General features: G+C 58.6%; 15 protein-coding genes, 1 tRNA gene and 2 pseudogenes. 11 read left to right on the top strand and 7 right to left on the bottom strand.

All coding sequences use genetic code 11. The features are described from left to right. Nucleotides 1-248 precede the first annotated feature (248 nt). The 6 genes and pseudogenes from DM807_RS19675 (at nt 249) to cydB (ending at nt 8,497) form a co-directional block, all read left to right on the top strand. Nucleotides 249-4,371 (top strand): annotated as a pseudogene (locus tag DM807_RS19675) (CheR family methyltransferase). A 646-nt stretch (nt 4,372-5,017) separates the two neighbouring features. Beyond that, complete coding sequence (locus DM807_RS19670) at nt 5,018-5,410, top strand: NUDIX domain-containing protein (protein WP_081238041.1); 393 nt, start codon at nt 5,018-5,020, stop codon at nt 5,408-5,410. 153 nt (nt 5,411-5,563) lie between these two features. After that, on the top strand, nt 5,564-5,854 hold the full coding sequence (locus DM807_RS19665) for a hypothetical protein (protein ID WP_063425418.1): 291 nt from the start codon (nt 5,564-5,566) through the stop codon (nt 5,852-5,854). Between the two features lie 27 nt (nt 5,855-5,881). Continuing rightward, nucleotides 5,882-6,133, top strand: coding sequence for a hypothetical protein (locus DM807_RS19660; RefSeq protein WP_060494599.1), 252 nt, complete (start codon nt 5,882-5,884; stop codon nt 6,131-6,133). Continuing rightward, nucleotides 6,126-7,502, top strand: coding sequence for a cytochrome ubiquinol oxidase subunit I (locus tag DM807_RS19655; protein WP_060494600.1), 1,377 nt, complete (start codon nt 6,126-6,128; stop codon nt 7,500-7,502). The genes DM807_RS19660 and DM807_RS19655 overlap by 8 nt, the downstream gene beginning before the upstream one ends. After that, nucleotides 7,499-8,497, top strand: coding sequence for a cytochrome d ubiquinol oxidase subunit II (gene cydB, locus DM807_RS19650; RefSeq protein WP_060494601.1), 999 nt, complete (start codon nt 7,499-7,501; stop codon nt 8,495-8,497). The genes DM807_RS19655 and cydB overlap by 4 nt, the downstream gene beginning before the upstream one ends. A 33-nt stretch (nt 8,498-8,530) precedes the next feature. Here cydB and DM807_RS19645 read toward each other — a convergent pair whose 3' ends face one another. From DM807_RS19645 to DM807_RS19630, 4 genes are all read right to left on the bottom strand, one after another. Continuing rightward, entirely contained in the window at nt 8,531-10,729 is a 2,199-nt protein-coding gene (locus tag DM807_RS19645; protein WP_060494602.1) for a xanthine dehydrogenase family protein molybdopterin-binding subunit, read from the bottom strand. Next, nucleotides 10,726-11,727 carry an FAD binding domain-containing protein gene (locus DM807_RS19640; RefSeq protein ID WP_179027780.1) on the bottom strand — a complete coding sequence of 334 codons (1,002 nt, stop codon included), beginning with the start codon at nt 11,725-11,727 and terminating at the stop codon, nt 10,726-10,728. Before DM807_RS19640 ends, DM807_RS19645 begins: the two co-directional genes overlap by 4 nt. Next, nucleotides 11,724-12,251: a (2Fe-2S)-binding protein gene (locus tag DM807_RS19635; RefSeq protein ID WP_060494604.1), complete on the bottom strand. Its 528-nt coding sequence runs from the start codon at nt 12,249-12,251 to the stop codon at nt 11,724-11,726. Before DM807_RS19635 ends, DM807_RS19640 begins: the two co-directional genes overlap by 4 nt. Nucleotides 12,252-12,350: 99 nt before the next feature. After that, nucleotides 12,351-14,138 (bottom strand): thiamine pyrophosphate-requiring protein, encoded by a 1,788-nt coding sequence (locus tag DM807_RS19630; protein ID WP_060494605.1) that lies wholly within the window; start codon nt 14,136-14,138, stop codon nt 12,351-12,353. Between the two features lie 147 nt (nt 14,139-14,285). On the opposite strand from DM807_RS19630, the pseudogene DM807_RS19625 reads away from it, so the two are divergent. Continuing rightward, nucleotides 14,286-14,810: pseudogene (locus tag DM807_RS19625) on the top strand (cupin). Nucleotides 14,811-14,852: 42 nt separating this feature from the next. Here the strand turns inward: DM807_RS19625 and DM807_RS19620 are convergent. After that, a complete protein-coding gene (locus DM807_RS19620) occupies nt 14,853-15,233 on the bottom strand; it encodes a hypothetical protein (RefSeq protein ID WP_060494608.1) in 381 nt (126 codons plus the stop codon). 762 nt (nt 15,234-15,995) lie between these two features. Between DM807_RS19620 and DM807_RS19615 the strand changes: the two genes are divergently transcribed. Continuing rightward, nucleotides 15,996-16,349: a hypothetical protein gene (locus tag DM807_RS19615; protein WP_081238043.1), complete on the top strand. Its 354-nt coding sequence runs from the start codon at nt 15,996-15,998 to the stop codon at nt 16,347-16,349. A 648-nt stretch (nt 16,350-16,997) separates the two neighbouring features. Continuing rightward, nucleotides 16,998-17,288, top strand: a complete 291-nt coding sequence (locus tag DM807_RS27770) for a hypothetical protein (protein ID WP_060494606.1) — start codon at nt 16,998-17,000, stop codon at nt 17,286-17,288. Nucleotides 17,289-17,322: 34 nt separating this feature from the next. On the opposite strand, the gene DM807_RS19610 is transcribed toward DM807_RS27770, so the two are convergent. After that, nucleotides 17,323-17,550 (bottom strand): hypothetical protein, encoded by a 228-nt coding sequence (locus DM807_RS19610; RefSeq protein WP_060494607.1) that lies wholly within the window; start codon nt 17,548-17,550, stop codon nt 17,323-17,325. A 97-nt stretch (nt 17,551-17,647) separates the two neighbouring features. Then, nucleotides 17,648-18,574, bottom strand: a complete 927-nt coding sequence (locus DM807_RS19605; protein WP_063425424.1) for a bestrophin family protein — start codon at nt 18,572-18,574, stop codon at nt 17,648-17,650. A gap of 791 nt (nt 18,575-19,365) precedes the next feature. Between DM807_RS19605 and DM807_RS19600 the strand changes: the two genes are divergently transcribed. Further along, a tRNA-OTHER gene (locus tag DM807_RS19600) sits at nt 19,366-19,457 on the top strand. Between the two features lie 871 nt (nt 19,458-20,328). Then, nucleotides 20,329-24,123, top strand: coding sequence for a hypothetical protein (locus DM807_RS19595; protein ID WP_179027779.1), 3,795 nt, complete (start codon nt 20,329-20,331; stop codon nt 24,121-24,123). Nucleotides 24,124-24,254: the final 131 nt, after the last annotated feature.

Genomic DNA, 24,254 nt, shown 5'->3' with positions numbered 1-24,254 from the left:
GACCTGCAGTTCTAAGCGTTGTATAGTACGGATCGGAGCACGAAGGGAGTCTCGGCAGTGCGAAGGTAAACGCTATACTTCGAGAAGACGTTATTTATGATCAGGATGATGGCATTCATGATCAGCGCATTTTCGTTACGGATTACGCGCCAAAATTGACCATTTTGCTGGCGGGTGAAGCCTCCAGGAGCATCACTCCTCGACCCAGCCACTCACCCTATCAGCTCAGACAAGATCTTGATATCATAATGAAACCGACAACTAAAGTTCCCACCTCTCTGCCGGAGCGAGAGGGCATCCTCCCTAGCCATCTGCGTTTCCCGGTGGTGGGTATAGGTGCGTCGGCGGGCGGTCTCGCCGCGTTGAAAACATTTTTCGAGCAAATGCCCAGTGATAGCGGTATGGCCTTTGTCATCATCCTGCATCTATCACCTGATCATGAAAGCGTAGCTGACAAGATCCTCCAGGCTTGCACAGACATGCCCGTCATGCAGGTAACCGATACCGCTCCCATCGAGCAAAATCGGGTTTATGTCATCTCTCCTGCTAGTCAATTGGCCATGAATGATGGCTATCTGAAGGTCACACCTGCTAATCGTCCGGCGGGAAGCCACGTCGCCATCGATCTTTTCTTCCGTGATCTGGCAGATGTTCACAAGGAATTCGCATTTTGTCTTGTGCTCACCGGCACGGGTAGCGACGGGGCCGTGGGTCTTTCTCGTATTAAAGAGCAGGGTGGGATCACCATCGTGCAAAGTCCCGACGACGCAGAATTCGATGGGATGCCTTTGGCAGCGATAGCAACGGGTATGGTCGACGCCGTCTTACCTGTAGCAGAAATCCCTCACAAACTTCTCGAGATATGGCGCAATACCAGAGCCATCAAAATCCCGGCACCTCATGATATGAAAGTCGCCTCGTCCTCTCCAGAGCTAGAGCGTGAGGTTGCCGCGGGTTCTACTGGATATCCTGCTGCTCTTGCGAACCCGCACCGGGCATGATTTCAAGCACTACAAGCGGGCGACGGTGCTGCGCCGTATCGAGCGGCGCATGCAGGTAACGGCTCAACCCGATCTTCCTGCGTACTACCAGTACCTGGAGAACTCGCCCGATGAAGCCAAGCAGTTGCTGGGGGACATGCTGATTGGAGTGACCAACTTCTTCCGCGACCGAGAAGCCTTCGAGGCGCTTGAGCGCCACGTGCTGGGCCCTCTGATGTCAACAGGCGATGACGAAGCTCGCCCCGATGAGGTGCGCATCTGGTCTGCTGGATGCTCGACAGGCGAGGAGGCGTATAGCCTGACGATCCTGTGTACCGAGCACCAGAAGCTTGAGGCCAACCCGGTCAAAATCCAGGTTTTTGCCACGGACATTGATGAGCGTGCCATTGCGGTAGGCCGGGCTGGCGCTTACCCGGAAGCGATCATCACCGACGTGCCACCCACGCGTCTGCGGCAGTATTTCCTCAAGGAAGGTGAGCACTACCGCGTCCGCAAGGAAGTCCGCGAAAAGGTCTTGTTTGCCAAACACAGCCTATTGTCCGACCCGCCATTCTCTCAGATCGACCTCATTGTCTGCCGCAACCTGCTGATCTACCTGGATCGGGACATCCAGCGAGAAATGTTGCAGATGGTCCACTTTGCCCTCAAGCCGGGCGGTTATCTTTTCATGGGCTCGTCCGAGTCTGCTGATGCCTGCCCGGACCTGTTCACGCCGGTCGACAAGCGTAACCGGATTTTCCGTGCACGAGCGGGCGCCAACATCAATCGCCGGGCGCCTTCTATGCCCCGGGGTGGCTTTGCGCTGTCCAGTCTTGCCGCGCCGCCACCCATGCTGCCGCCTACGCGTAAATTTTCCTATGCCGATATCCATCAGCGGGCGATGGCTGAGCAGATGCCGCCGAGCATGATTGTCGATCCCAATGGCGACATCCTGCACATGAACGAGGGTGCTGGCAGATTCCTGCGTTACGTTACTGGGGAAGTGGGACGAAACGTACTGGTGCTGATCATGCCGCAGTTGCGCCTGGAGCTTCGCACCACGCTGTACCAGGCCCAGCAAAGTGGTAAAGCCACGCTGTCCCGCAAGATCCGGGTGAACGATCCTGAAGGCGACTACCTGGTCGATATCACGGCGCGTCCCTTCAAAGACGAAGCCACCGATCAGGATGTGCGTACAATCGTGTTCAACGTCACGTCCATCGAACCCGGCGCCGATCTGCTCGACCTGGATTTGCAAACCGAGAACAAGGTGCTGGCCAGTCTGGAAAACGAGCTGCAGCGAACCAAGACCCACCTGCAGGAAACCATCGAGCAATCGGAGGTTTCGAGCGAGGAGCTGAAGGCGTCCAACGAAGAAATGCAGGCCATCAACGAGGAGTTGCGCTCCGCGACGGAAGAGCTGGAAACCAGCAAGGAAGAACTTCAGTCGATCAACGAAGAGCTGCTCACGGTCAATTACGAGCTCAAGACCAAGGTCGAAGAAACCGACAAGATCAACGACTACCTGGCGAACCTCATTGCCTCCACGGATATCGCCACGGTGTTCGTTGACCGCAACATGCATATCCGCTGGTTCACACCGCGCGCCAAGGACATTTTCAGCATGCTGCCGGTGGATACCGGGCGCTCGCTGCTGGATATCACCCATCGCTTCAATTATCCAGAATTGGCCGAAGACGCGTCGTCCGTGTATGAATCGCTGACCATGCTGGAGCGGGAAGTCAGCAGCGCCGAAGGCCGCTGGTACATTGCCCGGCTCCTGCCGTACCGCTCCAGCGAAGACCATATCGATGGTACGGTGCTGACCTTCATCGATATCACCAAGCGGCGTGAGGCCGAAGAAGATCTGCGCCTGGGCCAGGAACGCATGCGCCTGGTCGCCGAAAGCACCCACGATTTCGCCATCATCATCCTGGATGAACACGGCAAGATCACGGACTGGAACACCGGCGCTCAGCTGATCTTTGGCTACACCGCTGAAGAGGTTATCGGTTCCTCCTACGAGCTGATTTTCTCCGCTGAAGATCGTAGCGCGGGTGTTGCCCAGAACGAGATGCGCAATGCCCGTGAGCATGGGCGCGGAGAGGATGAGCGCTGGCACGTGCGCAAGGACGGTAGCCGGTTCTTCTGCAGCGGAGAAATCGCCTTGCTCCGAGCTGAAAGTGCTCTGGGGTACGTGAAAATTGCTCGTGACCTGACGGGGCATAAACGGCTGCACGATGAGCAGAGCAGAAAGCTTGCCGAGACACAGAGCACGATCCACATGAAGGATGAGTTCTTTGCCGTCATGTCCCATGAGCTCAAGCACCCGCTTAACCTGATTCAACTGAACGCAGAAATTCTTCGAAGGCTCCCTTCCGTTCGCAACACCGAGAACGCCAGCAAGGCGGTCGGCGCCATCGGCGAGGCTGTTACCAGCCAGGCCCGTATTATTGATGACCTGCTCGATGTGGCGCGCATTCGTACGGGCAAGCTGAAGTTGAAGACCCGCCTGCTCGACATCGGTGCCATGCTGAATGAAATCCACTCAATCGTTATCGACGAGTATCCCAACGCAGAGATCACCCTAGAGAAACCGAGCGCGGAAGTGCCGGCGATGATTATCGACGGCGACCCGACCCGCCTGGAACAGGTGATCTGGAACCTTCTGCAAAATGCGCTGAAGTTCAGCGGTGAAGCGGCCAAGGTACGTATTGTGCTCAGCAAGGCGGACAAGCACGCCCACATCGATATCATCGACAACGGTGTCGGATTGCCTACTGCCGAACTTGAAAACGTATTCGACCTGTTCAAGCAGGCCAAACCCAAGCATGCCACCCACCAGCGAGACGGCCTGGGTATCGGCCTGTCGCTGGTTCGCCAGCTGGTCCAGGCGCATGGGGGCTCCGTCGTTGCCCGATCTGCGGGGATCGGTCATGGCTGTACGTTCAGTGTCTCGCTGCCACTCTCTCAGGAGCTGATTAAAGAGCCGAAGGATGGGGATGAAGCCGGCGAGTCCCAAGGGCGACTGAAGGGTCTCAAAGTTTTGCTGGTCGATGACTCGCCAGCAGTCCTGGATGTGATGCGCATGCTGCTTGAAATGGAGAGTGCCCAGGTCAAGAGCTACAGCGATCCTGCCCAGGCGCTTGAGCATTCACTCCAGGAGCGCTTCGATGTCATTCTTACCGACATCGGAATGCCGGAGATGGATGGGCATGAACTGATAAGTGCCCTTAGGGCCGGCAAGGTTCATAAGTACACGCCTGCGATTGCATTGAGCGGTTATGGCGTGGCGAAGGACATGCAGTTCGACCGACACCTCACCAAGCCCGTGCAGTATGGCGACCTGGTCGGAACTATCGAGTCGTTGTGTAAAAGCGCATTGTCCTGACGTGTGGCCGGCAGGAGGGTGGCGACTGATCATCAGCCTGAAGTGAGTCAGTTTCGGTAGCTCTTCCGCTCACTGAATGTCAACAGCGGTCGTTATTCTCAGATAAACCGACCGCTGTTCTCAGAGCCGAAATCCGCTTGATTTCACTTCTATCTTTCCAGTAACCAAGCCCACCCGGCGGCGGTTGGGTCACCGGGTCTTTCGGCGTCGTCCAACGCTTTCAAGGCATTGAACTGGACTGCGCACTTATGCGCAGTTTCTCAAGATCCGTGCAACAGCTGTCTGATAGCCCCCTTTCATAGGCTCTCAGCGATGTCATAGCCTGGCTGCAAGCGTTCAGCTGTGCCGTTATTCGAATCGAGTCCGCCTTGGTCATTTACAAATGTCCTTAGAGGCTTAAACGGTCAGGATCCGGCCCAGTTCACATGCCGGACAAATTTCACGCTCTCTAGACCATACACCGACCGGCGGTTACCGCGCTACCGGGATTTGCTGCAGTGCCGCGCTCTGCTGATCCGAGGCAAATTGACGGCTGAAACGCCCATGAAATTGAACGAGTCGCAGCAGGAAACGTCTTCAGGGAAGAAGCCCATTACTCTGTATCGCGAGAGGCTGGGTGTTGATGGGTGATGATACGAGTGCATGTATGCGGGACAAACGAAAAGGCAGAATCAAATCCAGGGCAACGATAATCTGCCTGCGAAGCGGCAGGGTACTGCTTGTCCGGAAGAAAGGCGGCAAATGGAATTTCCCAGGTGGTTCGATTGAGCCTGGTGAGAGCCCTCATACAGCTGCAGCAAGAGAGCTACGTGAAGAGACATCGATTGAAGGGTATGGCCTGCTGTCTCTGTGTTCAATCAAAGTGGATTCAGTTGTGCATCACATCTTCACCACCCGATTCCACGAAAATGAGAAGCCTGTTGCCGACCATGAAATCGTCGCGTGTAAATGGGTGCTTCGCGAAAAGCTTACACCTCAATTGCTGACGTCCGCAGCAGCCGGCCTCTTGGCAACGCGGCTGCCTGCTCTGACCGCCTGATGAAAGTTGCAAAGTTGTACAAGAAAATTTGTTTGTATCAAAAATTAGACCGGTTGTCTGATGCCTGTATTCGCAGAGCCTAAGTCATTGAACTGCCTCTTGGCTTTGCTATGGTGAGGTTTCCGCATCAGACTAAAGTCGTAGGAGGGCGGCATGCGTATTCGAGGTGACGTGTTTTGGAATTGGGCGGATCCAGTGCTTCATCATCGTATCCATGACGAGGAGCTCGATGACGGCACCACGATTGATGTCCAGGTCAGGCTCTCACGCACCGGCCAGACGCAAATGTTCATCGGAGTGTATGCTGGCTGTGGAATGGCTTTGCATGAAGAAGCGTTCGATTCCCGCCCGGGCGAATCGATGACTCGGGCTCTGGCCTGGGGTGTTGGTAGAGCTAGGCGTCTGGCTACAGATCAACGGCGGGAAGCGATGAAGATGGCCTAGGACACTGTGTAATTCGAAGTTGGTCGTATGCCGCTCATGTTGATCATTCATCTCTCTGATGTGCGGGGCGCCAGCAGCGTGATCTTCGGTGCGTACGACATTCGCGAAGGCTGCGCAGCGGGTTACTACCCGCAAAGCAACCCGTTGAAGACGCTCTGGCACCGCGCCGAGCACGTCAAGGTGCCTGCGGCCAGGTCGGTTCCGGTTACGCTGGACCGCGCGCAGTCGTTGGCGGCTGATCCGCAAAGCGGCTTGCCAGCGGAATATCCGCTTGGTTGAGTTCGGCGGTGCGGCGACAGCGCTTCTGGCTGCGCGGCTTCAGTTCGCCATCACTATCAGCTTTCATATCGTCCTGGCGGCGTTCAGCATTGGCCTGGCCCAGTGGTTGATGGTGCTTGAAGCACTGTGGTTGTACCGTCGTGATCAGCAGCTGATGGCCATCTACCGTTTCTGGCTGAAGGTGTTTGCGTTGACGGTGGCTGTCGGTACCGCATCGGGGCTGGTGATGGAGTATCAGTTCGGGCTCAACTGGTCGGGGTTGTCCTCGGCGGCCGGGGAGGTGATCGGGCCCTTGATGTTCTATGAAGTACTGGTAGCGTTTTTCCTGGAGGCGGGATTCCTTGGGGTCATGCTGTTCGGCCTCAACAAGGTCGGTCCGAGGCTGCACTTCATGGCCACCTGCGCAGTGGCTGTCGGGGCATTGGTCAGCGCTTTCTGGATCCTCAGTGCCAACTCATGGATGCAGACCCCCGCAGGCTACTCGATCGATGCCCACGGCCGCTTCGTCGCCGAAGACTGGTGGGCGATCATCTTCAATCCGTCATTTCCTTACCGTCTGGCGCATATGCTGGTGGCTGCGTTGCTGGGTACCGCCACAATGGTTGCGGGAGCGGGCGGTTGGCAACTGCTGCGCGCGCCTTCAAACCAGCGCGCACGGCAGCAGTATTCGATGGCGCTGTGGGCCATTGCAGTGCTGGCGCCCTTGCAGGTGGCGATAGGCGACCTGCATGGACAGCACACGCTCGAGACGCAACCGATCAAGGTCGCGGCCATCGAGGGCTCTTGGCACCGCCCGGCGAAAGGTGCCGGTGAGCCGATGAGGCTGTTCGCCGTGCCTGACATGGCGTTGCAGCAAAACCGCCTTGAAGTGGCCATCCCGCGGGTGGGGTCGCTGTACCTGACTCACGACCTTGTTGGCACGATCGCCGCGCTCGATGAATTTGCACGCGAAGACCTGCCACCGGTGCCGGTAGTGTTCTTTGCCTTTCGCATCATGGTTGGCCTGGGGTTGCTGATGGTCATGCAGGGCATTGCTGGCTTGGTGGTGCGCTGGCGTGGGCGGCTAACGAGTGCGCGGTGGCTGCAATGCGTCAGTGTAGGGTTGGCGCCTGCGGGCTTTGTAGCCATGCTCAGTGGCTGGGTAGTGACCGAAGTCGGCCGTCAACCGTTTACCGTTTATGGCCTGTTGCGCACGGCCGACAGCGTGTCGCCGGTGGCCACCTCGACCGTTTTGGCTGCCACGGTGGCGATCCTGGCGTTCTACGTGATCACCTTCGGTATCGGGTTGTGGTTGTTGTTGCATGTGCTGCGCCGGGCGCCCGCGCTGGACGAGGCGGGCCCTGAGCCGCGAGTCGGGGAACAACCATGAGCCTCCTGGGTGTCGACCTGCTGACCCTGTTGAGCGCCGCAGCGCTGGCGTTCTCGGTGCTTGTCTATGTGTTGCTCGATGGTACCGATCTGGGTGTTGGCATGCTCATGGCTGCTCATCGTCGCGCCGAAGAGCGCGAGGTGCTGGTGCTCACGATTCTGCCGATCTGGGATGCCAATGAGACTTGGCTGGTATTGGGCGGTGGAGGGCTGCTGGCGCTATTCCCGACAGCCTACGCGGTGTTGTTGCCAGCGCTTTATGTGCCGTTGCTGTTGATGTTCATGGGCTTGATCCTGCGTGCAGCAGGCCTTGAGTTTCGTGAGCACTTGACCCGCAAACGCTGGTCGGATGCCGCAACGCTGGGTGGCTCGCTGCTTGCCACGCTGTGCCAGGGGCTGGTGTTGGGCACGTTGATCCAGGGTGTCCCACACTATCAGGGTCAATACAGTGGCGACGGCAAAGAATGGCTGGCGCCTTTTCCTTTGTTTTGCGCGTTGGCGCTGGTTGTCAGCTATCTGTGGCTGGGCGCTTGCTGGCTGTACTGGCGAACTGAAGGAACACTGCAAGTGCGCGCAAAGCACCAGGCTCGGCTGTTATGCGGGGTTGCCGTACTGGTGCTGGTCGCTGTGCTGCTCCTGACCATGGCGCTGGATGCACGCTACTGGCAGCGGCTGAGCCAGGGCTGGGTCGTGCTTACGGCCGGTGCGGCCTTGGCAGTGCTACTCGCGGGATTTTCCCTGGCCTGGGGCAGGACGCGGGATTGGTTGCCGTTGTCGTTTGCCCTGGGCGTCATCTGCTTCGCGTTCACGCTCATGCTGATCGCGCTCTTCCCCTTGGCAGTTCCGCCGGCGCTGACCCTTGTCGAGGCCAGCGCCTCAAGATCCACCCAGCTGTTCATGCTGATCGGCTTCGCAGCCGTGGTGCCGCTGACGCTGGCTTATAACACCTGGGGCTTCCGGGTGTTCGCCGGCAAGCTCCGAGCGCGTCGTCGTTAGCGCAAAGCGGGTGGGGACTTGGCCCCCGCCCGATCAGAGCACTTTGTCGAGCGTGATCGGAAAATCCCTTACACGCTTGCCCGTGGCATGGTAGACCGCGTTGGCCACCGCAGCGGCCACCCCGACGACGCCGATTTCACCCACCCCCTTGGAGCCCAGTTCATTGACAATGTCGTCGTGCTCCTCAACGAAGATCACTTCGATATCCCCGCAGTCTGCATTGACCGGGATGTGGTACTCCGCAAGATTGTGATTGACGATGCGGCCTAGCCGATGGTCGGTCAACGCTGCTTCGTGCAGGGCCATGCCCACCCCCCAAACTACGCCCCCCAGGATCTGGCTGCGTGCGGTTTTCGGGTTGATCACACGTCCTGCCGCCACAGCGCTGACCACCCGAGTTACATCGATCGTGCCAAGGTCCTCGTCGACGTGGACTTCCACGAATACCGCCGAATGGGTGGCGGTGGAGAACGGCTGGCGCCTGGCGCCGGGCTCTGCGTCGATCTGCACGTCGAACTTACCGTCGGGGGCGATCGCCACGATGTCCGCCAAGGCCCAGCGATGGCTGCCCGCGTGCAGGTAGCCATCGATGAAAGAAATCTGCTGCCGGGGTGTGTTGGCCACCTGGGGGTACATTTTGCGCGCATGTTCCAGCACCCGGGTGCGCAGGACATGGCAGGCTTGGCGCACGGCCGAGCCCACCGACGACACCGTGAACGATCCGCCCTGAAGCGGGGCGGTGGGCAGTGAGGAGTCACCCAGCATGAAGGTGACATCCTGCACCTTGACGCCAGCTGCGTCGGCGGCGATCTGAGTCATGACCGTATAAGTGCCGGTTCCGATATCGGTGGTGGCACTGCTGACGGTGAGTTTACCTTGGCTATCGATGCGCGCTTTGGCGCTGGCCTTCATCTGCATGGCTTCCCAGACGCCGCCAGCCATCCCCCAGCCGATCAACCGTTTGCCACTGCGCATGCTGCGCGGTTGCGGATTGCGGCCCTGCCAGCCAAAGCGTTCGGCACCTTGCTGATAGCACGCCAGTAACTCCTTGCTGGAGTAAGGCTTGCCCTCGTTGGCATTGTTGTCGGTGAAATTGCGGCGGCGCAGGTCTACCGGGTCGATCTGCGCTGCACAGGCGAGCTCATCCATCGCGCATTCCAGTGCAATCATCCCGGACGCGGCCCCAGGCGCCCGCATGTCCAGCGGGGTGTAGACATCGAGCGAGGCCAGGCGATAACTGAGCGCCACGTTGTCGCACTGGTAAAGCATGCCGCTCCATTCCACCAGCTGCTCGGTGAAGTCCTCGAAGCGGGAGGTCTGGCCAAGCGCATCGTGAGCGATCGCCAGCAAGCGCCCGTTTGTGTCTGCACCCAGGCGCAAACGTTGCTCGGTGCGGGGTCGGTAACCAAAGGTGAACATCTGCTGGCGGGTCAGGGTCACGCGCACCGAGCGCTTGAGGTGCAACGCCGCCAGCACTGCCAGCGGCAACTGGTACTGCGGGCGCAAGCCCGAGCCGAAGGCGCCGCCGACGAATGCCGCCCGCACACGAATGTTTGCCTTGGGCAGGCCGAACACCTTGTGCAGGTAGTCCTGGCAGTTCTGCGTGCCTTGGGTCTTGTCGTGGATTTCCAGGGTGCCGTCGGGCTTGTAGTGAACGGTCGACGCATGGGGCTCCATCGGGTTGTGGTGTTCGTTGGCCGTCAGATACGTGGCATCCACCTGTACCGGCGCCTCGGCAAACTGCCCGGCGAAGTCGCCACGCGGCGCCGGTGTTTCGGCGGGTGCGGCATGCGATTGTTGGCATGCGCCCAGGTCTGTCTGGTGAGCCTTCTCGGCATATTTGATTTTGATCAGCGAGCCTGCATAGCGGGCCAGTTCGAGGGTTTCGGCGATCACCAGCGCCAACGGTTGGCCGCTGTAGAGCACGCGATCATTGAACAAGGGCCGAAAAGGCGCCCCCTCGGCAGAGTCGGCATCGCTGTAGTCGTCGTCATAACTGGATATAGGCGGACGATGGCCATGGTCGAGCACGGCGATGACCCCGGGCACGCACATGGCCTGCGTACTGTCGATGTCGAGTACCCGACCGCGGGCAATGGTACTGGACACGACGCTGCCGTGTAGCAGGCCCGCCTGGGGATATTCGCCCGCATAGCGGGCCTGTCCGGTGACTTTCGTCACACCGTCCACGCGGTCCAGGGGCGTGCCGACTACTGGTGTGCTGTTGATCATGGTCGTAGCCTCCCGTTGGCGGCACCGCGCGCCGCGTCATCCAATGCCCGCACGATTGCTCGCTGAGCGAGCGTTACCTTGAAGCCGTTGTGGCTCAGGGGTTGTGCACCTTGCAGCATCGTTTGTGCAGCGCGGGTGAAGAGCGCTTCAGAAGGCACCTGGCCGGCCAGCATGCACTCCACAACCGAATCCCGCCACGGCTTGTGGGCTACGCCGCCCAGTGCCAGGCGCGCCTGCTGGATCACATCGCCATCGAAGTTCAAGGCTGCAGCGACTGACACCAGCGCGAACGCGTAGGAGGCGCGGTCGCGTATTTTCAGATAACGGTAATAGTGTTCGAACAGCGGGGGCGGCAGTTCGATGCCTGTTACCAGCTCATTGAATGCCAGTTGATTGTCGCGCTCGGGGGTGTCCCCGGGCAGTCGATGGAAATCCGCGAAAGGTATCTGCCGTTCGCCGGACGGCCCCTGTACGTGGACCACGGCTTCAAGCGCTGCCAATGCCACGCACATGTCCGAGGGATGGATCGCGACACAGGCGTCGCTGGCACCGAGAATGGCATGGATGCGGTTCATGCCTGCACGCGCAGGGCATCCGCTTCCCGGTTCGCGCTTGTTGCACGGGGTGCCGGTGTCGTAGAAATAGTAGCAGCGGGTACGTTGCAACAAGTTGCCACCGGTACTGGCCATGTTCCTCAACTGCGGCGGTGCCCCAGCCAGGATCGCGTCTGACAGCAGTGGATAATGCTGCTCGATCATCGAGTGCCAGGCCAGGTCGGCATTGCTCACCCGTGCACCGATCAATACGCCGCCGCCGGGGGTGGAGTGAATACCGTCCAGCCCAAGGCCGGAGATGTCGATCAGGCGCTCTGGGCGCACCACGTTTTCCTTCATAAGGTCGATCAGGTTGGTGCCCCCGGCGATGAAGTGCGAGCAGGCGTCAGCTAGGTTCACCGCTTCGCTGACCGAGGCGGGCTTGTGGTAGCTGAAGGGCGTCATGGGTTCGGCCCTCGTTGCGGCTGGGCCCCGTCGGTCATCAACGGCAGGGCTTCTTCCACTGCTGCGACGATGTTGCCGTAGGCGCCACAGCGGCAAAGATTGCCGCTCATCTGCTCGCGAATGGCCTCGCGGGTGTCGGCACGTCCCTCGTGAACCAGCCCCACCGCAGAGCAGATCTGCCCCGGGGTGCAGTAGCCGCACTGGAACGCATCGTGGGTGATGAAGGCGCGCTGCATGGGGTGCAAAACGTCGCCGCTGGCCAGCCCTTCGATGGTCAGCAGGTCGGCCCCGTCGCACATGATAGCCAAGGTCAGGCAGGCATTGATGCGCTTGCCATCGCGCAGCAACGTGCACGCGCCGCACTGGCCATGGTCGCAACCTTTCTTGGTGCCGACCAGGTCCAGTTGCTCACGCAGCAGGTCAAGCAAGGTGACCCAGGGATGCACTTGCAGGGTTCGGGGCTGACCATTGAGGGTCAGGCAGATGGGGTGCTGTGCAGCCCCGTTGTAGGCGATCGCGCTCATGGTAGGTCCTCACGGTCAGGGTTTGCGCAGTCTGCTGCGTCTCTGTTTTTGCGACCGGGCCGGCTGATCAAACGTTCAGCCGGCTCGCCGAGGTGCCTGTCACTTCTTGCCAGGCAGCACCGAGCCGAGCACCTGCTTGGCTGTTTGCATAATGATGCCCGCCTGGTCGGGGTCGCCCTTGAGCAAGCTGCTGGCAAACTTCTTTGCCTGTTCCAACTTGATGTGGGGTGGCAAGGGCGGCACGTTCGGGTCGGTCTTGAACTCGATCAGTACTGGCCGATCGGCAGCCAGCGCACGCTCCCACGCAGCGGCAACGTCCTCTTCGCGATCTACGTAGATACCTTGCAGGCCAATGGAAATGGCAAACAGATGGTAGGGCACGTCAGGGATCGACTGCGAAGCTTCGAACTTGGGGTCGCCCTCCATGACCCGTTGCTCCCAGGTTACTTGGTTGAGGTCTTCATTGTTGAACACGGCACAGATCCATTGCGGGTTGTCCCACTGCTGCCAGTATTTGGCCACGGTGATCAGTTCGGCGAGGTTGTTCATCTGCATCGCCCCATCGCCCACCAAAGCAACTACAGCCCGTTGCGGGTGGGCGAATTTGGCTGCAATCGCATAGGGCACGGCGGCGCCCATGCAGGCCAGGCCGCCGGACAGCGAGCACTGCATCCCCTGGCGAATCTGCAGGTCGCGGGCAAACCAGTTGGCACAGGAGCCGGAGTCGCTGGTGATGATGGCGTGGTCGGGCAGGCGAGGGGAAAGCTCATGGACCACGCGTTGCGGGTTGATCGGGTCGGCCTTGACCAGGGCGCGCTTGGCCACGGTCTTGTCCCACTGTGCACGCCAGGTTTCTACCTTGTCGCGCCAGCGTCGGTCGGTCTTGTGGTCAAGTAACGGCAACAGTGCGTGCAATGTTTCGCTGGCGTCGCCGACGAGGTTGACCTCCATCGGGTAGCGCAGGCTTAGCATGTCGGGTTGCAGGTCGATCTGCACGCCTCGTGCCTGGCCTTCCTTGGGTAGAAACTCGGAATAGGGAAAGCCGGAGCCGATCATCAGCAGGGTGTCGCATTCGCTCATCAGCTGATAACTGGGCTCGGTGCCGAGCAGGCCGATCGATCCAGTGACCCATGGGAGGTCGTCCGGCAGCACCGCCTTACCCAGCAGCGCTTTGGCCACCCCGGCGCCAAGTGTTTCGGCAATTGCAATGACCTGCTCTGTCGCCTGCAGCGCGCCGGCACCCACCAGTATCGCCACCTTGCGACCGGCGTTCAGTAGTTCGGCCGCGCGCTGCAAGTCCTCCTCGAAGGGCAGCACCCTGGGCTTGCTGAAGCCCATGCCGGAATGCACCGTACCGTGGGCCCTGGGTGGTTCGTTGTAGGGTAGGTCCTGCAAGTCGTTGGGCAGGATGATGGCGGTGACGCGGCGTTCGCCGACGGCGGTGCGCACCGCACGGTCGAGCAGATGGCGTACCTGCTCCGGCGTCGATGCCTGCTGGACGAACGCACCGGCGACGTCCTTGAACATCGACAGCAGGTCCAGTTCCTGCTGGTAGTGCCCACCCAGTGCCGCACGGGCCTGCTGACCGACGATGGCCAGCACCGGCTGGTGGTCCATGCGTGCATCGTACAGGCCGGTAAGCAAGTGCGAGGCGCCCGGGCCGGAGGTGGCCATGCACACACCGAGCTCGCCTGTGAACTTGGCATGGGCGCTGGCCATGAAGGCGGCCATCTCCTCATGGCGGGCCTGGATGAACTCTATCTTGCCTTTGGCCCGGCTCAGCGCGCCGAATACACCATTGATGCCGTCGCCAGGGTAACCGAAGATGCGCCGTACGCCCCATTGATACAAACGCTCTACCAGAAAGTCGCCTACCGTGCCGGTCATTGCCTGCTCCCGTTCTGTTATCGATAGGCTTCTGGACTTGGCACGTGCCGGGAAAGTTTCAACGGTATGTGCACCCGTCTGCCGGCTGGAACCAGGCAACCGCCGACGGGTTCGAAGTTGCACCGATAACCCCTCAGGGTGCGCATCATGACGCTCATGAATACACAAGATGCCAGCGTGCAGACCTTGTATTTCTAAGACGACGGCGCGACGCCGAACAGCCGTTTTCCCGTACTGCTTTATCGGTTGAAACTTGACCCGTCGGAGGACAATGCCAGCGCATTCGAGGTGATGTTTGCGGCTCACCAATGGACCCCGCTCTGGCGCTCAGGGATTTTCGACTATCACCACTTTCATCCAAACGCTCACGAGGCACTCGGGATTGCCTGTGGACGGGCCCGTTTGACGCTTGGCGGTGAATACGGGCAAAGCGTGAGCGTGGAGCGGGGAGATGTGCTGGTGCTGCCAGCAGGTACGGGCCATCGCTGCATCGAGTGCAGCGATAACTTCCTGGTGGTCGGCGCCTATCCTCTTGGGCAGGAAGACTACGACATTCAGCGGCCCGACAGAGCAGCACACCCGCGCAATCTCGCGCGCATCGCCCAGGTGCTGTGCCCTGAACAAGACCCGGTCTGCGGTATTCGGGGCATGCTGCTGACGCAATGGCGTTGAGTGTGAGGCGAGTGAGCCTCACGCTGCGCCGACCTTCTCCGATTACCCCTGTTTTTGCAGGGCTTCGACCAACTGGGCCTTGTTCATGCTCGAGCGCCCCTTGATGTCTTTGCTGCGCGCCTCCTTCATAAGGCTTTGCTTGCTTTGTGATTCCAGCGACGCGCGCGAAGTGCGTGAGTGCCCTTGACGAGACTCGGCGGCGCGTTTGGCTGAATCCGTGCGTGCGGTCTTCTTCTCGCGTGACGCAGTCCTCCTCCCCGAGCCTCCCGGCTTTTCACCACCACCGGATTGCTTGTTCACGGTGGCCCAGGCGCGCGCTTCGGCTTCGTCCTTGCCCACGCCCTTGTCCTCGTACGATTGCTCGATGTGCTCGGCCTTGCGTTTCTGCTTGTCCGTATATTTGTCCTTGTCACCGCGTGGCATGGCATCCACTCCTGAGTGTGTTGCTTGATCAATGGCGAAACTGAAACGCTGGGCCATGAGCGGGAGATCCTCCGCCATTTGGCCATTCCACCTAGCTGCCCGATCCTGAACCTGATCCACTACCGGTTGAGCCACCACTACCACTCGCCGGTCCTGCACCGCTACCATCCCCCCCATTATCACCGGAGCCCGAGTCAGTATCGGTGCCGTCACCGCCCGTGTTGTCCGTTCCATTGTCATGGGTACCGCCATTACCCGTGCCCATTCCATCTGCTGGTATTCCAGAGCCTGTCGCATCGCCTTGGCCGTTCATGGACCCATTGCTGTGAGGTTGCGTGCCCGGGGCGCGCTGATCGTTCAGGTCTGTGGCAGCCAGGGCAAATGGCGCCGCGCAACCCAAGCACATTGCGAGCAGCAACGCGCACGGTTTCTCTGCTTTCATGGTGAAACTCCCTCTCTGGTTGTTCACCCTGTGTTCGGCCTGCTGTTTACCGAAGGGTGCCCGCAGAGCGACGGAAGGTTCTGATGCAGAAAGGCCGGCTGTCACGGTCAGGCCGATCGCGATCGAGGGCATTGGGAGGATCAAGAGCGCTTACCTGTCGAAGTGGATGAACCGACGCCCCTTTCTGAGGAAAGGCGTTCAACCGAAGGTCCGGCTTCGACAGGCTGCCACGCCACTCGTCTAGCTGCAGGCACTCTCAAGCATCGCCCGCTTTCCAAGTTTAGGTGCAGGTACCATCTGCCTCTGAACGGAGAAAGGACATGGTCATTGATGAAAATGCTCCCGGTAAGGTATCGCAGCAGGTGATCGGCGATAAACACGGTGATGAAACATCGCAGCGTCGCGGGACAGAAGAGGTTGAGGTCCCGTTGCCGCCTGAGGATGAGTCCCCTGTAGAAGAAGAGATGGATGATGTGGATGCAAACAACTCAGTATCCAGTGAACACCCAAACCCTAGCGGTGCGAGTAGTAGGCGGGATGTGCGCCGGGATAATCAACTAAAGGAAGGGGCTCCCATACCTGATGATCCGCGTATCAACCCCGGTCTGGGCAATGACAAGGAAAGCCAGCGTTCCCCTGGAGTTCCGGCGAGCGACCCTGAATCAGGGGCGTAGCATGCCTGGAAGTTCCGGGAAGCCAACCTCCCCGCTGATTGCGGGCGTGGGACCCTCGCTATGCTGATGCCAGCCATGCAAGGTATTTTTTTGTCGGTCAGGTCGAGGACGACATGCCAAATCAAAACATGGATCAAGCCGAGCAGTTGGTGGCTGAGGTGCTCGCTGCGGCCTGCCTGGCCATCGAAAAGGACGCAGGCTCAGTAAATGATCTAAGTGTCATACGACATTTACTGCGTTGTGCCTTTGAAGCACTTCGCTCTCGGCACATCTCAGTGCACAGTCAAGTGGGAGTGAGGGAGTTTCAGCTTCCGAGCGACAAGGTTGCTATCGCGGATCCGGGCACTGGCTGGAGAGTTGTGATGAGGAAGCGCGGACGGCAAGTCGTGCTGGATCGGGCTCGCCTTCAATCTCACTGTGCATTCATGACCATGGGCCGCTGGTGCAGATCAGCGCTGAGAAGCAATCTTCAAAGGGTCTTTAGAATCCTGGGACATCCTGAATTCCGTTGACGCATTTGGAATGCCTCCCACGTCACATCCCATCACAGTATCTATCCATAATCCGCTCGGCGGGGCTGTCTCTTCTGCTCCGCTGCGCTAAGGTTCAGAAACCCCATATATAAGACTAAAGTCGTAGGAGGGCGGCATGCGGATTCGCGGTGACATTTTCTGGAAATGGGCAGACCCGGCGCTACATCACAGGACGCACTATGAGAGCTTGGATGACGGCACTACGATGGATGTCCAAGTGCGCCTTTCGCGCACAGGTGACACGCAAATGTTCATAGGCGTGTATGCCGGCACCGGTATGCCACTGCACGAAGAAGCCTTCGACACGCGGCCAGGAGAGTCGATGACGCGTGCCTTGGCCTGGGGGGTTGGCCGTGCAAGGTGCCTCGCTGCTGAGCGTCACCAGCCGAAACAACGGATTGCTTAAAACATCGCTGGAAACCGTGGGTTGCAGTTTCCGTTCAGCGATCCACGGCTTGATGCGTCCAGGCGGCATAAGCCGCTTTGAGAGAGTGAGGCAGATGAGGTAAACCGGGTTTCGATTCGCCCGCCACCTTCAACCATTCGCTCAACCATGCGATGACCAGGGGGCGCGTTACAGGGCTAGGTCCCACCTGGCGCTCCAATTCAGCAGCAATCTGATCCAGAGAGACGAGCTCAGCGTCCAGTCGGGCTATCTGATCAGCCATGGTGTTGTCCTCCTAGTCCGGCTGCTTATGTGGCTAGCCGCAGTCTCTGGTTACTATCTTGAGCGAGCTTGCAAACTGTCAAGCCGTTGGCCGTGCCTCACGAGGCAGAACGGTGCCTTTCGGTGGCCAGGCTTGGCGTCAATGACAAGGCCCCACGCTCCCGAGAGTTAAACATCGACTGAAGATTCTTTTCGATATTTCGGCAGAGGTCATCGGTACGAATGCTGTGTTGGCTACGCCCGAATGGTGCTTGCAAGTCGGTGCCGATTCGCTCCATGGCCAGCAACATGCAACCTACCACCGTGGAGACGACCGGTGTGAACCAGCCCAAAGAGGGCACCAGGCTGAGCGGCATGATCACGCAAAAGAGGGTGCTGAATATCCTGGGGAAGTAGGTGTAAGGGTAGGGAAGCGGCGTATTGGCAATCCGCTCCATTCCGCCTTGCCAGTTCGAAATATCGACCAACGTGGACTCAAGGCGGGCTAGGCGGATGCTGTCGAGGCGGCCCTCCTGAAACTCCCTAGCGATGATTTCTGCAGAGCCGCTGAGGATGTCGTTTGGCAAATTGCTTGCTGTGGTGAGCAACTGCAGGTCGTGGTTGGACAGCAGCGGCGTTAAAGCAGAGATGTCCCGTTTTCCTTGCAGATGCATTCGCAAGGCCTGGAGGTAGGCCACGTGACGCTGAATGAGCCTAGCCTTGACTGGATTGGCAAGCTGCTCATCGTCGATCAGCGTCAGTACCTGGCGGCCATAGCTTCTCGAGCTGTTGACCATCGAACCCCATAATGTCCGTGCCTCCCACCATCGGTTGTAAGCGCTGGAGTTACGAAAACTGATCAGCACTACCAGGGCTGAGCACAACAGTGACAGGGGCATCAACGGCAGCTCAAACCCATATCCCGCCGCGAGCATCGCATCCAGGGTGACTGCGACGTCCCACAGCAATAGCCAGAACAGCGCCCAACCAACATACGTGATTGTCCGGGCCAGGCATTTCCATTTGTTCGCCAGTGCAGCTTCCATATCGCATCTCTCCTCATCAACTGGGCGCTGGGGCTTATTGCCTGATCAAGGAGATTACGGCGCGATCCTTAACAGGAACTTAATGCCTATCCGCACTTACACGCCGGAAATACGCGAGGCATCTGTAATGTCAGGGAGTAGAAGGGTGGTATTGCAGCCCGGCCGAAGCCGGGCCTTTCAGCTCAACGCCGGTCATCAGAAAGTGGCGTCGGTTCATCCGCTTCGGGAGGCAACCGTTCTTGGTCCTCCCAATCCTCTGGGCTATCCATGCCTGGCTTCCTTAGCGGATCGTACTTCTTAGGGTCATCGGGGTTCAGGGTAGGATTATTTACATCAGGACCAGGCATCGATGGATCTGAGACTTGCGGTTGATCTTGAAAATTCGAGTCAATAGACATAGCGACCTCTCCGATAGAGTCCAGTTTTTCCGGGCCGTACGCTTTGGAAACTACCTAATTCATCGAGGTGCGCTCGAGCAGATGAATGGGCAACAAAATGCCCCACTCAAGGGGCGGACCCAACACCTCGGGGAAGAATGATCGGGTGATTGCGACGGCTATCAGTGTTGAGCGTCAGCTCTGGGCCGACGGCTGCTTTCCACGAAAGATATCTCAGAGTCGGTAGCGGACCCTCATGAGCGACCTGATATCTCCAGGTGCTAGCACGGGACCGTCGAAAGGTACTTCAAATTACGGTGGGGGCAGTGCTGCGGCGCGAAGCTTGGTGGGGGGCGTCTACCGCTAGATGTTGTGTTGCCGGAAATTTTTAGGCCACCTTGTCCGCATTGATACGGGGACGGCGATCAGCGTAAGTGGCCTCCTGCCCGTTCTCTCCTTGCATGGGGTGCAAGGGGTCGAGTGTTCGAATCACTCCGTCCCGACCAAAAAACTCCAAAAAATCCAGTCACTTAGCGGTGACTGAATTTTTTTATGCCTGTCTGCTTTATCTTGGTTAGCGATTTTGCCCCACTTTTTGCCCCACCGAATTTTCAGCTGCCCACTGTCCATGAATGTTGAATCGGACGATCCCTGGCACTACATCCACTCATGCAGAAGGCGAGTAGCTTAGAGGGGGATGAGATGGTGCGAATCCCTACGCTTCCGCCACCAATTCTCATTAAAGCCCTGATTATTCGGGGCTTTTTTGTATTTAGCCGCTTTTGGTCCCCCATCTGGTCCCCCATTTTTTGTTCGGCTTCCTCTGGTCTTCTGCGGATTCTGGTGGACGTGTTGCTTTAATGCGAGCCTCATGACGCCCGTCAGGACGGGGGCTGTTTGTCGCAAACGGCGCAGGTGGGAGATATGCTTGGCCCTTACCGACAGCTTTCGTCCCACAGGAGATGGTACGCAGCGCCTAGTCATTTCCCGGCCGCACTCTTCTGGCACGATGTCTTCATACCCCCGCTTTTTTAAACGCAAAGGCGGCGCTAAGGCACTGCTGAGGCGGTGCCTTATCTCGGAACTCTAGCAGCTCAGTCTCGCTGAGCGGTGAGCCCTGGCGATCTTCCGCCGCCTTAAGCGGTGATACAAGTAACTGTCTTTGTTGCGCCAGCGCCGGCTCTCTCGTGGGGAATAGCGGCCTAAGGGACCGCGATGCTATGCAACCCCGCCACGCCTCTCAAGGCACGAGGAAGACGCTAACCCTGGCGATTCGGCGCCCAGCCGGTGACCAGGGGACTTACGGGCAGAAGAAGATTCCTTCATCTAGCTGCGCGCACGAAATTCAAATGCGCCCCTGCCCCCTGGAGTGGTAGCGTGACCGGCTATTTCAGTGGTGTAAGGAAGCATGGGGTGGATACGGCTCGTCTCATTCAAGATCTCGAGAAAAAGATCGACTTTTACGAACGTCCGAACCGGGGCGCCCCCGACGTCGTCACACCCCTGCATGGCTATATCGCTGGGTTGCTGGAGGCCGGCACTGTTTATCCTCGCGTACTGAACCGCGCCACGGTGCTCGGCCTTTTGCAAGGACAGGCGACCTGGTTGCATGACGAGGAGGGCTGGCAGCCGTTGAAAGACCCTGTGCCGCTGGCCGAACTTGAGCAGCAGCGTGTGGTGACCTTCAAAAGTGGGCTGCTGGAGGTGGTCAGGCCGGTTCCCGTCGCCGACGACATGCCGCAAAAGCTGAAGCAACAGCTTGCGACAGTGGCTTCTCTTTATGACATCAAACACGGTGGCGACGGATGGGTGGCGCCGCATGTGCGCGTCGATGAGTGCTTTGTCACCGAAGTGGGCCACCTGCAAGCATGCCACAAGTTGTCTGCGTCACACGGTGGGTACAAGATTTCCTTCGAGGATGAAGACCTTGTCGGGGTCGGCACGCTGCTGTGGGAGCAGTTGAGGGCCTCAAGGGCGAAGCCGGAGGTTGCGTTCGAGGAATGGTGGTTAAAAATGGTGCTGGCTTGCGGGCGGCCGTATGTTTTTCACCTGAAATTCCGCTCCGCACATGCGCGCGAGGATTTTCTAGCCTGTGCATTTCAGTACGTGATGGCTGATGACTCCCTGCAGGACACTTGGGAGCAATGCGCAGCGGATATCGCGTTGTCCGCGAATGGCATGAATGCCATCGTGCGACCTGCACGGCGGGATTCAGATGAGGTGCTTACCGGCTCCGTTGCGAGCGTGCAGGAGGCCTATTGCCCAGCACTGGAGTTGTCCCAACTGGACGACGTGATCGAGTGTTATCGGCGCCTGCCGAACGAGCGTGTTTTTGATTGTTTCCAGTGGTGGAAAGAGGCGAGGAACTATTACGACTACGAAACGACTCATCATCTCGTGGCAGGCATCGTGAAGTATGAATGCGAAGAGGGTGCACGGCGCGACAGTTTTCCTTACACGCGCCTTTTGTTGCAGCACTCGACACAGGCGCCGCATCTGGCAGAGATACTGTTCAGGAAAATTCACTCTTCACGATATGCGTGCTTTCTGTTGCGCAACAGGGCGACCAGTCACATCGGATTAATCCAGATCCATGAGTGGTTGCACCGTGGCTCTCAGCGATTGTCAGACCGTTACGACTACGACAGGGCGTGGCAGCAACTGGTATTCGCCCAGGCCCTGGAGGTTTATGCCATCGACCACGATGAGCCGATTGACGCCGAGGTGGCCATGGACACCGTACTGGCGATCGCCGAGGTGTTCGCCTGGATGGCGGAGCGTGAGACCGCATCTCATGCCGAGGGCAAGGGGCTGCTGGCGGGCTTGAAGCAGGCAGTCGAGCGTATGGAGTATCGTGGACCTGAAGACGGCAGGGCCTCGCGTCTGTTCAAAGACCATTGCCATCTGGCTGCTGATTTTTTGGTGGCCAGGCGCAAGCGACTGGTGGGAGGATATGACGAGCTACCAGTTGCTGAGTGGATGTTTTCGTTCTGGTGCATCGAGGTGTTGTCAGAGGGGTACACAGGTAGCGATGCGCGCAAAAAAGCGGGTGTCGAACAGGTTGCCACGGTATTGGCAAAGGACTACCTGAGGCATCTGAAGCAGCGCTTCACTAGCGCTTGTATCGGCATGGATGACGGTTCCGTGTTCGACAGCTTTGACTGGAGTGGGCTGCTGCGCTGTTGCAATGAGCGCCTGCGTCGGAGAGTGATTCATGCCTTTGATGATCTACTCGCACATGACACTGGGGCCACTGAAGAAAGTCACAGGGGGCTATTTGGCGCGGTAAGGACTCATTTGCGTTTTTTACTACGGCTTGTCGTCGATACTGAACTTAAATGCAAGAAAGATGTTTTCGATGCCTTGCTGTGCTTGATTCAGGATTTTGGATTTGCCGCCGATCGCTTGGCGGGGGTATTCGAAGTCTTCAACGATAGTGTTGGTCACAGCAAGGTCCAGCTTTGGGCGCGGGTGTGCCAGGCAAGCAACGTGTTCACGGAGGATGACTTCACGAAGTTCCTCGGTGTACTGCAGGAGCGGCCAACGCCCCTTGGCGGGTGGCTTGAGCTGTATGAGGCGACGCGATCGTCTGCAAGAAAGTCGCGTATTCTCGTGCAGTTGGCCACGCTGGACTTCGAGGCTGAAAGGATTGTCTGGATTCCAGAGATTTCCCGTGTGGCAGTGATGGCGGCCAACGCCGGCCAGTTAAAGCTTGCACAGCGTCTGGTGAAGTATGGCGCTTCCTGTAAGCGCAGCCATTCCTCTGTCTCATTTGAGCCGCTGGACGAGTTGATTGCGCTTAAAGCGATTGCCGACGACGTGGCCCTCAACGATAAGGAACGGATTGCCAAGCTAGACGCGTTCCTCGACGCCACAACGGAGGTCAGTGATGAGGTCTCTCGGTATGCCCGGCAGTTAAAGGCGAACTGTTATCTAAGGGTCGATGCCCAGCGTGCGTTCTACCTGTTCGATGCCCTGCTGAAGGAGCTGCGGCAGATCGCCTATGCGACAGGAAGGCTCAAGGCGAGTCGTGCCCTCGCAGAACGAGAGGGGGTGAACAAGGTAGGTAGCGAGAGCTGGCAACGCTATGTGCAGTGGCGCGAGGTCTATCAAGCTGTTGAGTCGCAGCACGTGGGTGTCTTGGATTTCGAGGAGGCACTGGGGTTGCTGTTGGAATGCAAGCAGTGGCAAGAGTTTGATTGTCTCTGGTGTGAAGTGCCGGAGCGCTTTCTGTTGTCATGCGAGCTTACGCATGTCCGTTGTGCGTACCTTCAAGAACAAGGGCGGGTGGAGGAGGCGCTGACGTATTTACATGAGGTCGAAAAGCTGCATATCGAACTACCTGCCGAGCAGAAGCAGGCATTCGAAGCGCTGGAAAGGGATCTCAGCAAGAACAACGCCTTGCGCTTGAAACGTTCTCCTTATGTGATTGACCTGTACATCAAGCCCAACCACACGCAGGCAAGGGTCATGTGGCAGGAAATCCGCGCATTGCCACCGCTCGAGCAAAGCCTGGTGTTTGGTCAGGCAGGGCAGGGCGATACTTTGGAAGCTTTCCTTGCAAACAATCTGTACGGAGTGGCCCAGGAGCTTCTGACGCGAAAGAACAACTTGTACCGCCCCACGGACGGTAACGCACCAATGTCGATAGACCAGGAAAACATGATCAATGACTGGTTGACTTCGCTGCTGGGCCATCGTTTGGATTACTTGAGCTGGACGGTGAAAGACCAAGCGAGGGTGGGCAGTTCTGCCTCGAAAAAAGGAGTAGGGGAAATTGATGGAGGCATCTACGTAGGCACGAATTGCATTTCGATTGTCGAGGCCTTCCGCCTGCGCCGTTTTGAGCGCAAGACTGTCGAAGACCATCTTAACAAGGTCGCAGGATACAACTCGTTGGGGGTTACCTCTATTGCCATTGTCGTCTACTCGACCGGCGACTTCCGGTGTTTGTGTTCTGAGTACGAGCGGTGGGTCAATGAAACCATTTATGCTGGGTTTGACAGTCGGGGTACCCTCACGCTGGATAAAGAGCATCCTCATTTGAGGGGCTACCGGGAGACGCGGCCGGTGAACGGCTCGTCTGTCCATATTTACCACTATCTTCTGGATCTTCGTCTGGACTCGGCTGACGACAGCCATGAAGCGCCGGCCGCTACCCCACAGGGGTAGGTTGATCGCCTGGGGCTGGTCATGCCATCTGGAAAGATGGGAGGCCCCAGAGTGGCTCCACAAAGGCTGAATTCTTTACGCTTCCTTTCTCCCTAGCTTTACGCCGTGTGCGGATTCTAGCGCCGTTTTTT

This window comes from Pseudomonas hunanensis, assembly GCF_013393325.1.
Classification (GTDB): domain Bacteria; phylum Pseudomonadota; class Gammaproteobacteria; order Pseudomonadales; family Pseudomonadaceae; genus Aquipseudomonas; species Aquipseudomonas putida_P.
This window is presented reverse-complemented; position numbering and strand designations above follow the sequence as displayed.

Excerpts from the sequence above, each read along its gene's own strand:
- DM807_RS19645 (WP_060494602.1), bottom strand. The coding sequence starts at position 10,729 with ATGATCAACAGCACACCAGTAGTCGGCACGCCCCTGGACCGCGTGGAC.
- DM807_RS19660 (WP_060494599.1), top strand. The coding sequence starts at position 5,882 with ATGCCGCTCATGTTGATCATTCATCTCTCTGATGTGCGGGGCGCCAGC.
- DM807_RS19605 (WP_063425424.1), bottom strand. The coding sequence starts at position 18,574 with ATGGAAGCTGCACTGGCGAACAAATGGAAATGCCTGGCCCGGACAATC.
- DM807_RS19610 (WP_060494607.1), bottom strand. The coding sequence starts at position 17,550 with ATGGCTGATCAGATAGCCCGACTGGACGCTGAGCTCGTCTCTCTGGAT.
- DM807_RS19670 (WP_081238041.1), top strand. The coding sequence starts at position 5,018 with ATGCGGGACAAACGAAAAGGCAGAATCAAATCCAGGGCAACGATAATC.
- cydB (WP_060494601.1), top strand. The coding sequence starts at position 7,499 with ATGAGCCTCCTGGGTGTCGACCTGCTGACCCTGTTGAGCGCCGCAGCG.
- DM807_RS19640 (WP_179027780.1), bottom strand. The coding sequence starts at position 11,727 with ATGACGCCCTTCAGCTACCACAAGCCCGCCTCGGTCAGCGAAGCGGTG.
- DM807_RS27770 (WP_060494606.1), top strand. The coding sequence starts at position 16,998 with ATGCGGATTCGCGGTGACATTTTCTGGAAATGGGCAGACCCGGCGCTA.
- DM807_RS19665 (WP_063425418.1), top strand. The coding sequence starts at position 5,564 with ATGCGTATTCGAGGTGACGTGTTTTGGAATTGGGCGGATCCAGTGCTT.
- DM807_RS19615 (WP_081238043.1), top strand. The coding sequence starts at position 15,996 with ATGGTCATTGATGAAAATGCTCCCGGTAAGGTATCGCAGCAGGTGATC.
- DM807_RS19635 (WP_060494604.1), bottom strand. The coding sequence starts at position 12,251 with ATGAGCGCGATCGCCTACAACGGGGCTGCACAGCACCCCATCTGCCTG.
- DM807_RS19620 (WP_060494608.1), bottom strand. The coding sequence starts at position 15,233 with ATGCCACGCGGTGACAAGGACAAATATACGGACAAGCAGAAACGCAAG.
- DM807_RS19630 (WP_060494605.1), bottom strand. The coding sequence starts at position 14,138 with ATGACCGGCACGGTAGGCGACTTTCTGGTAGAGCGTTTGTATCAATGG.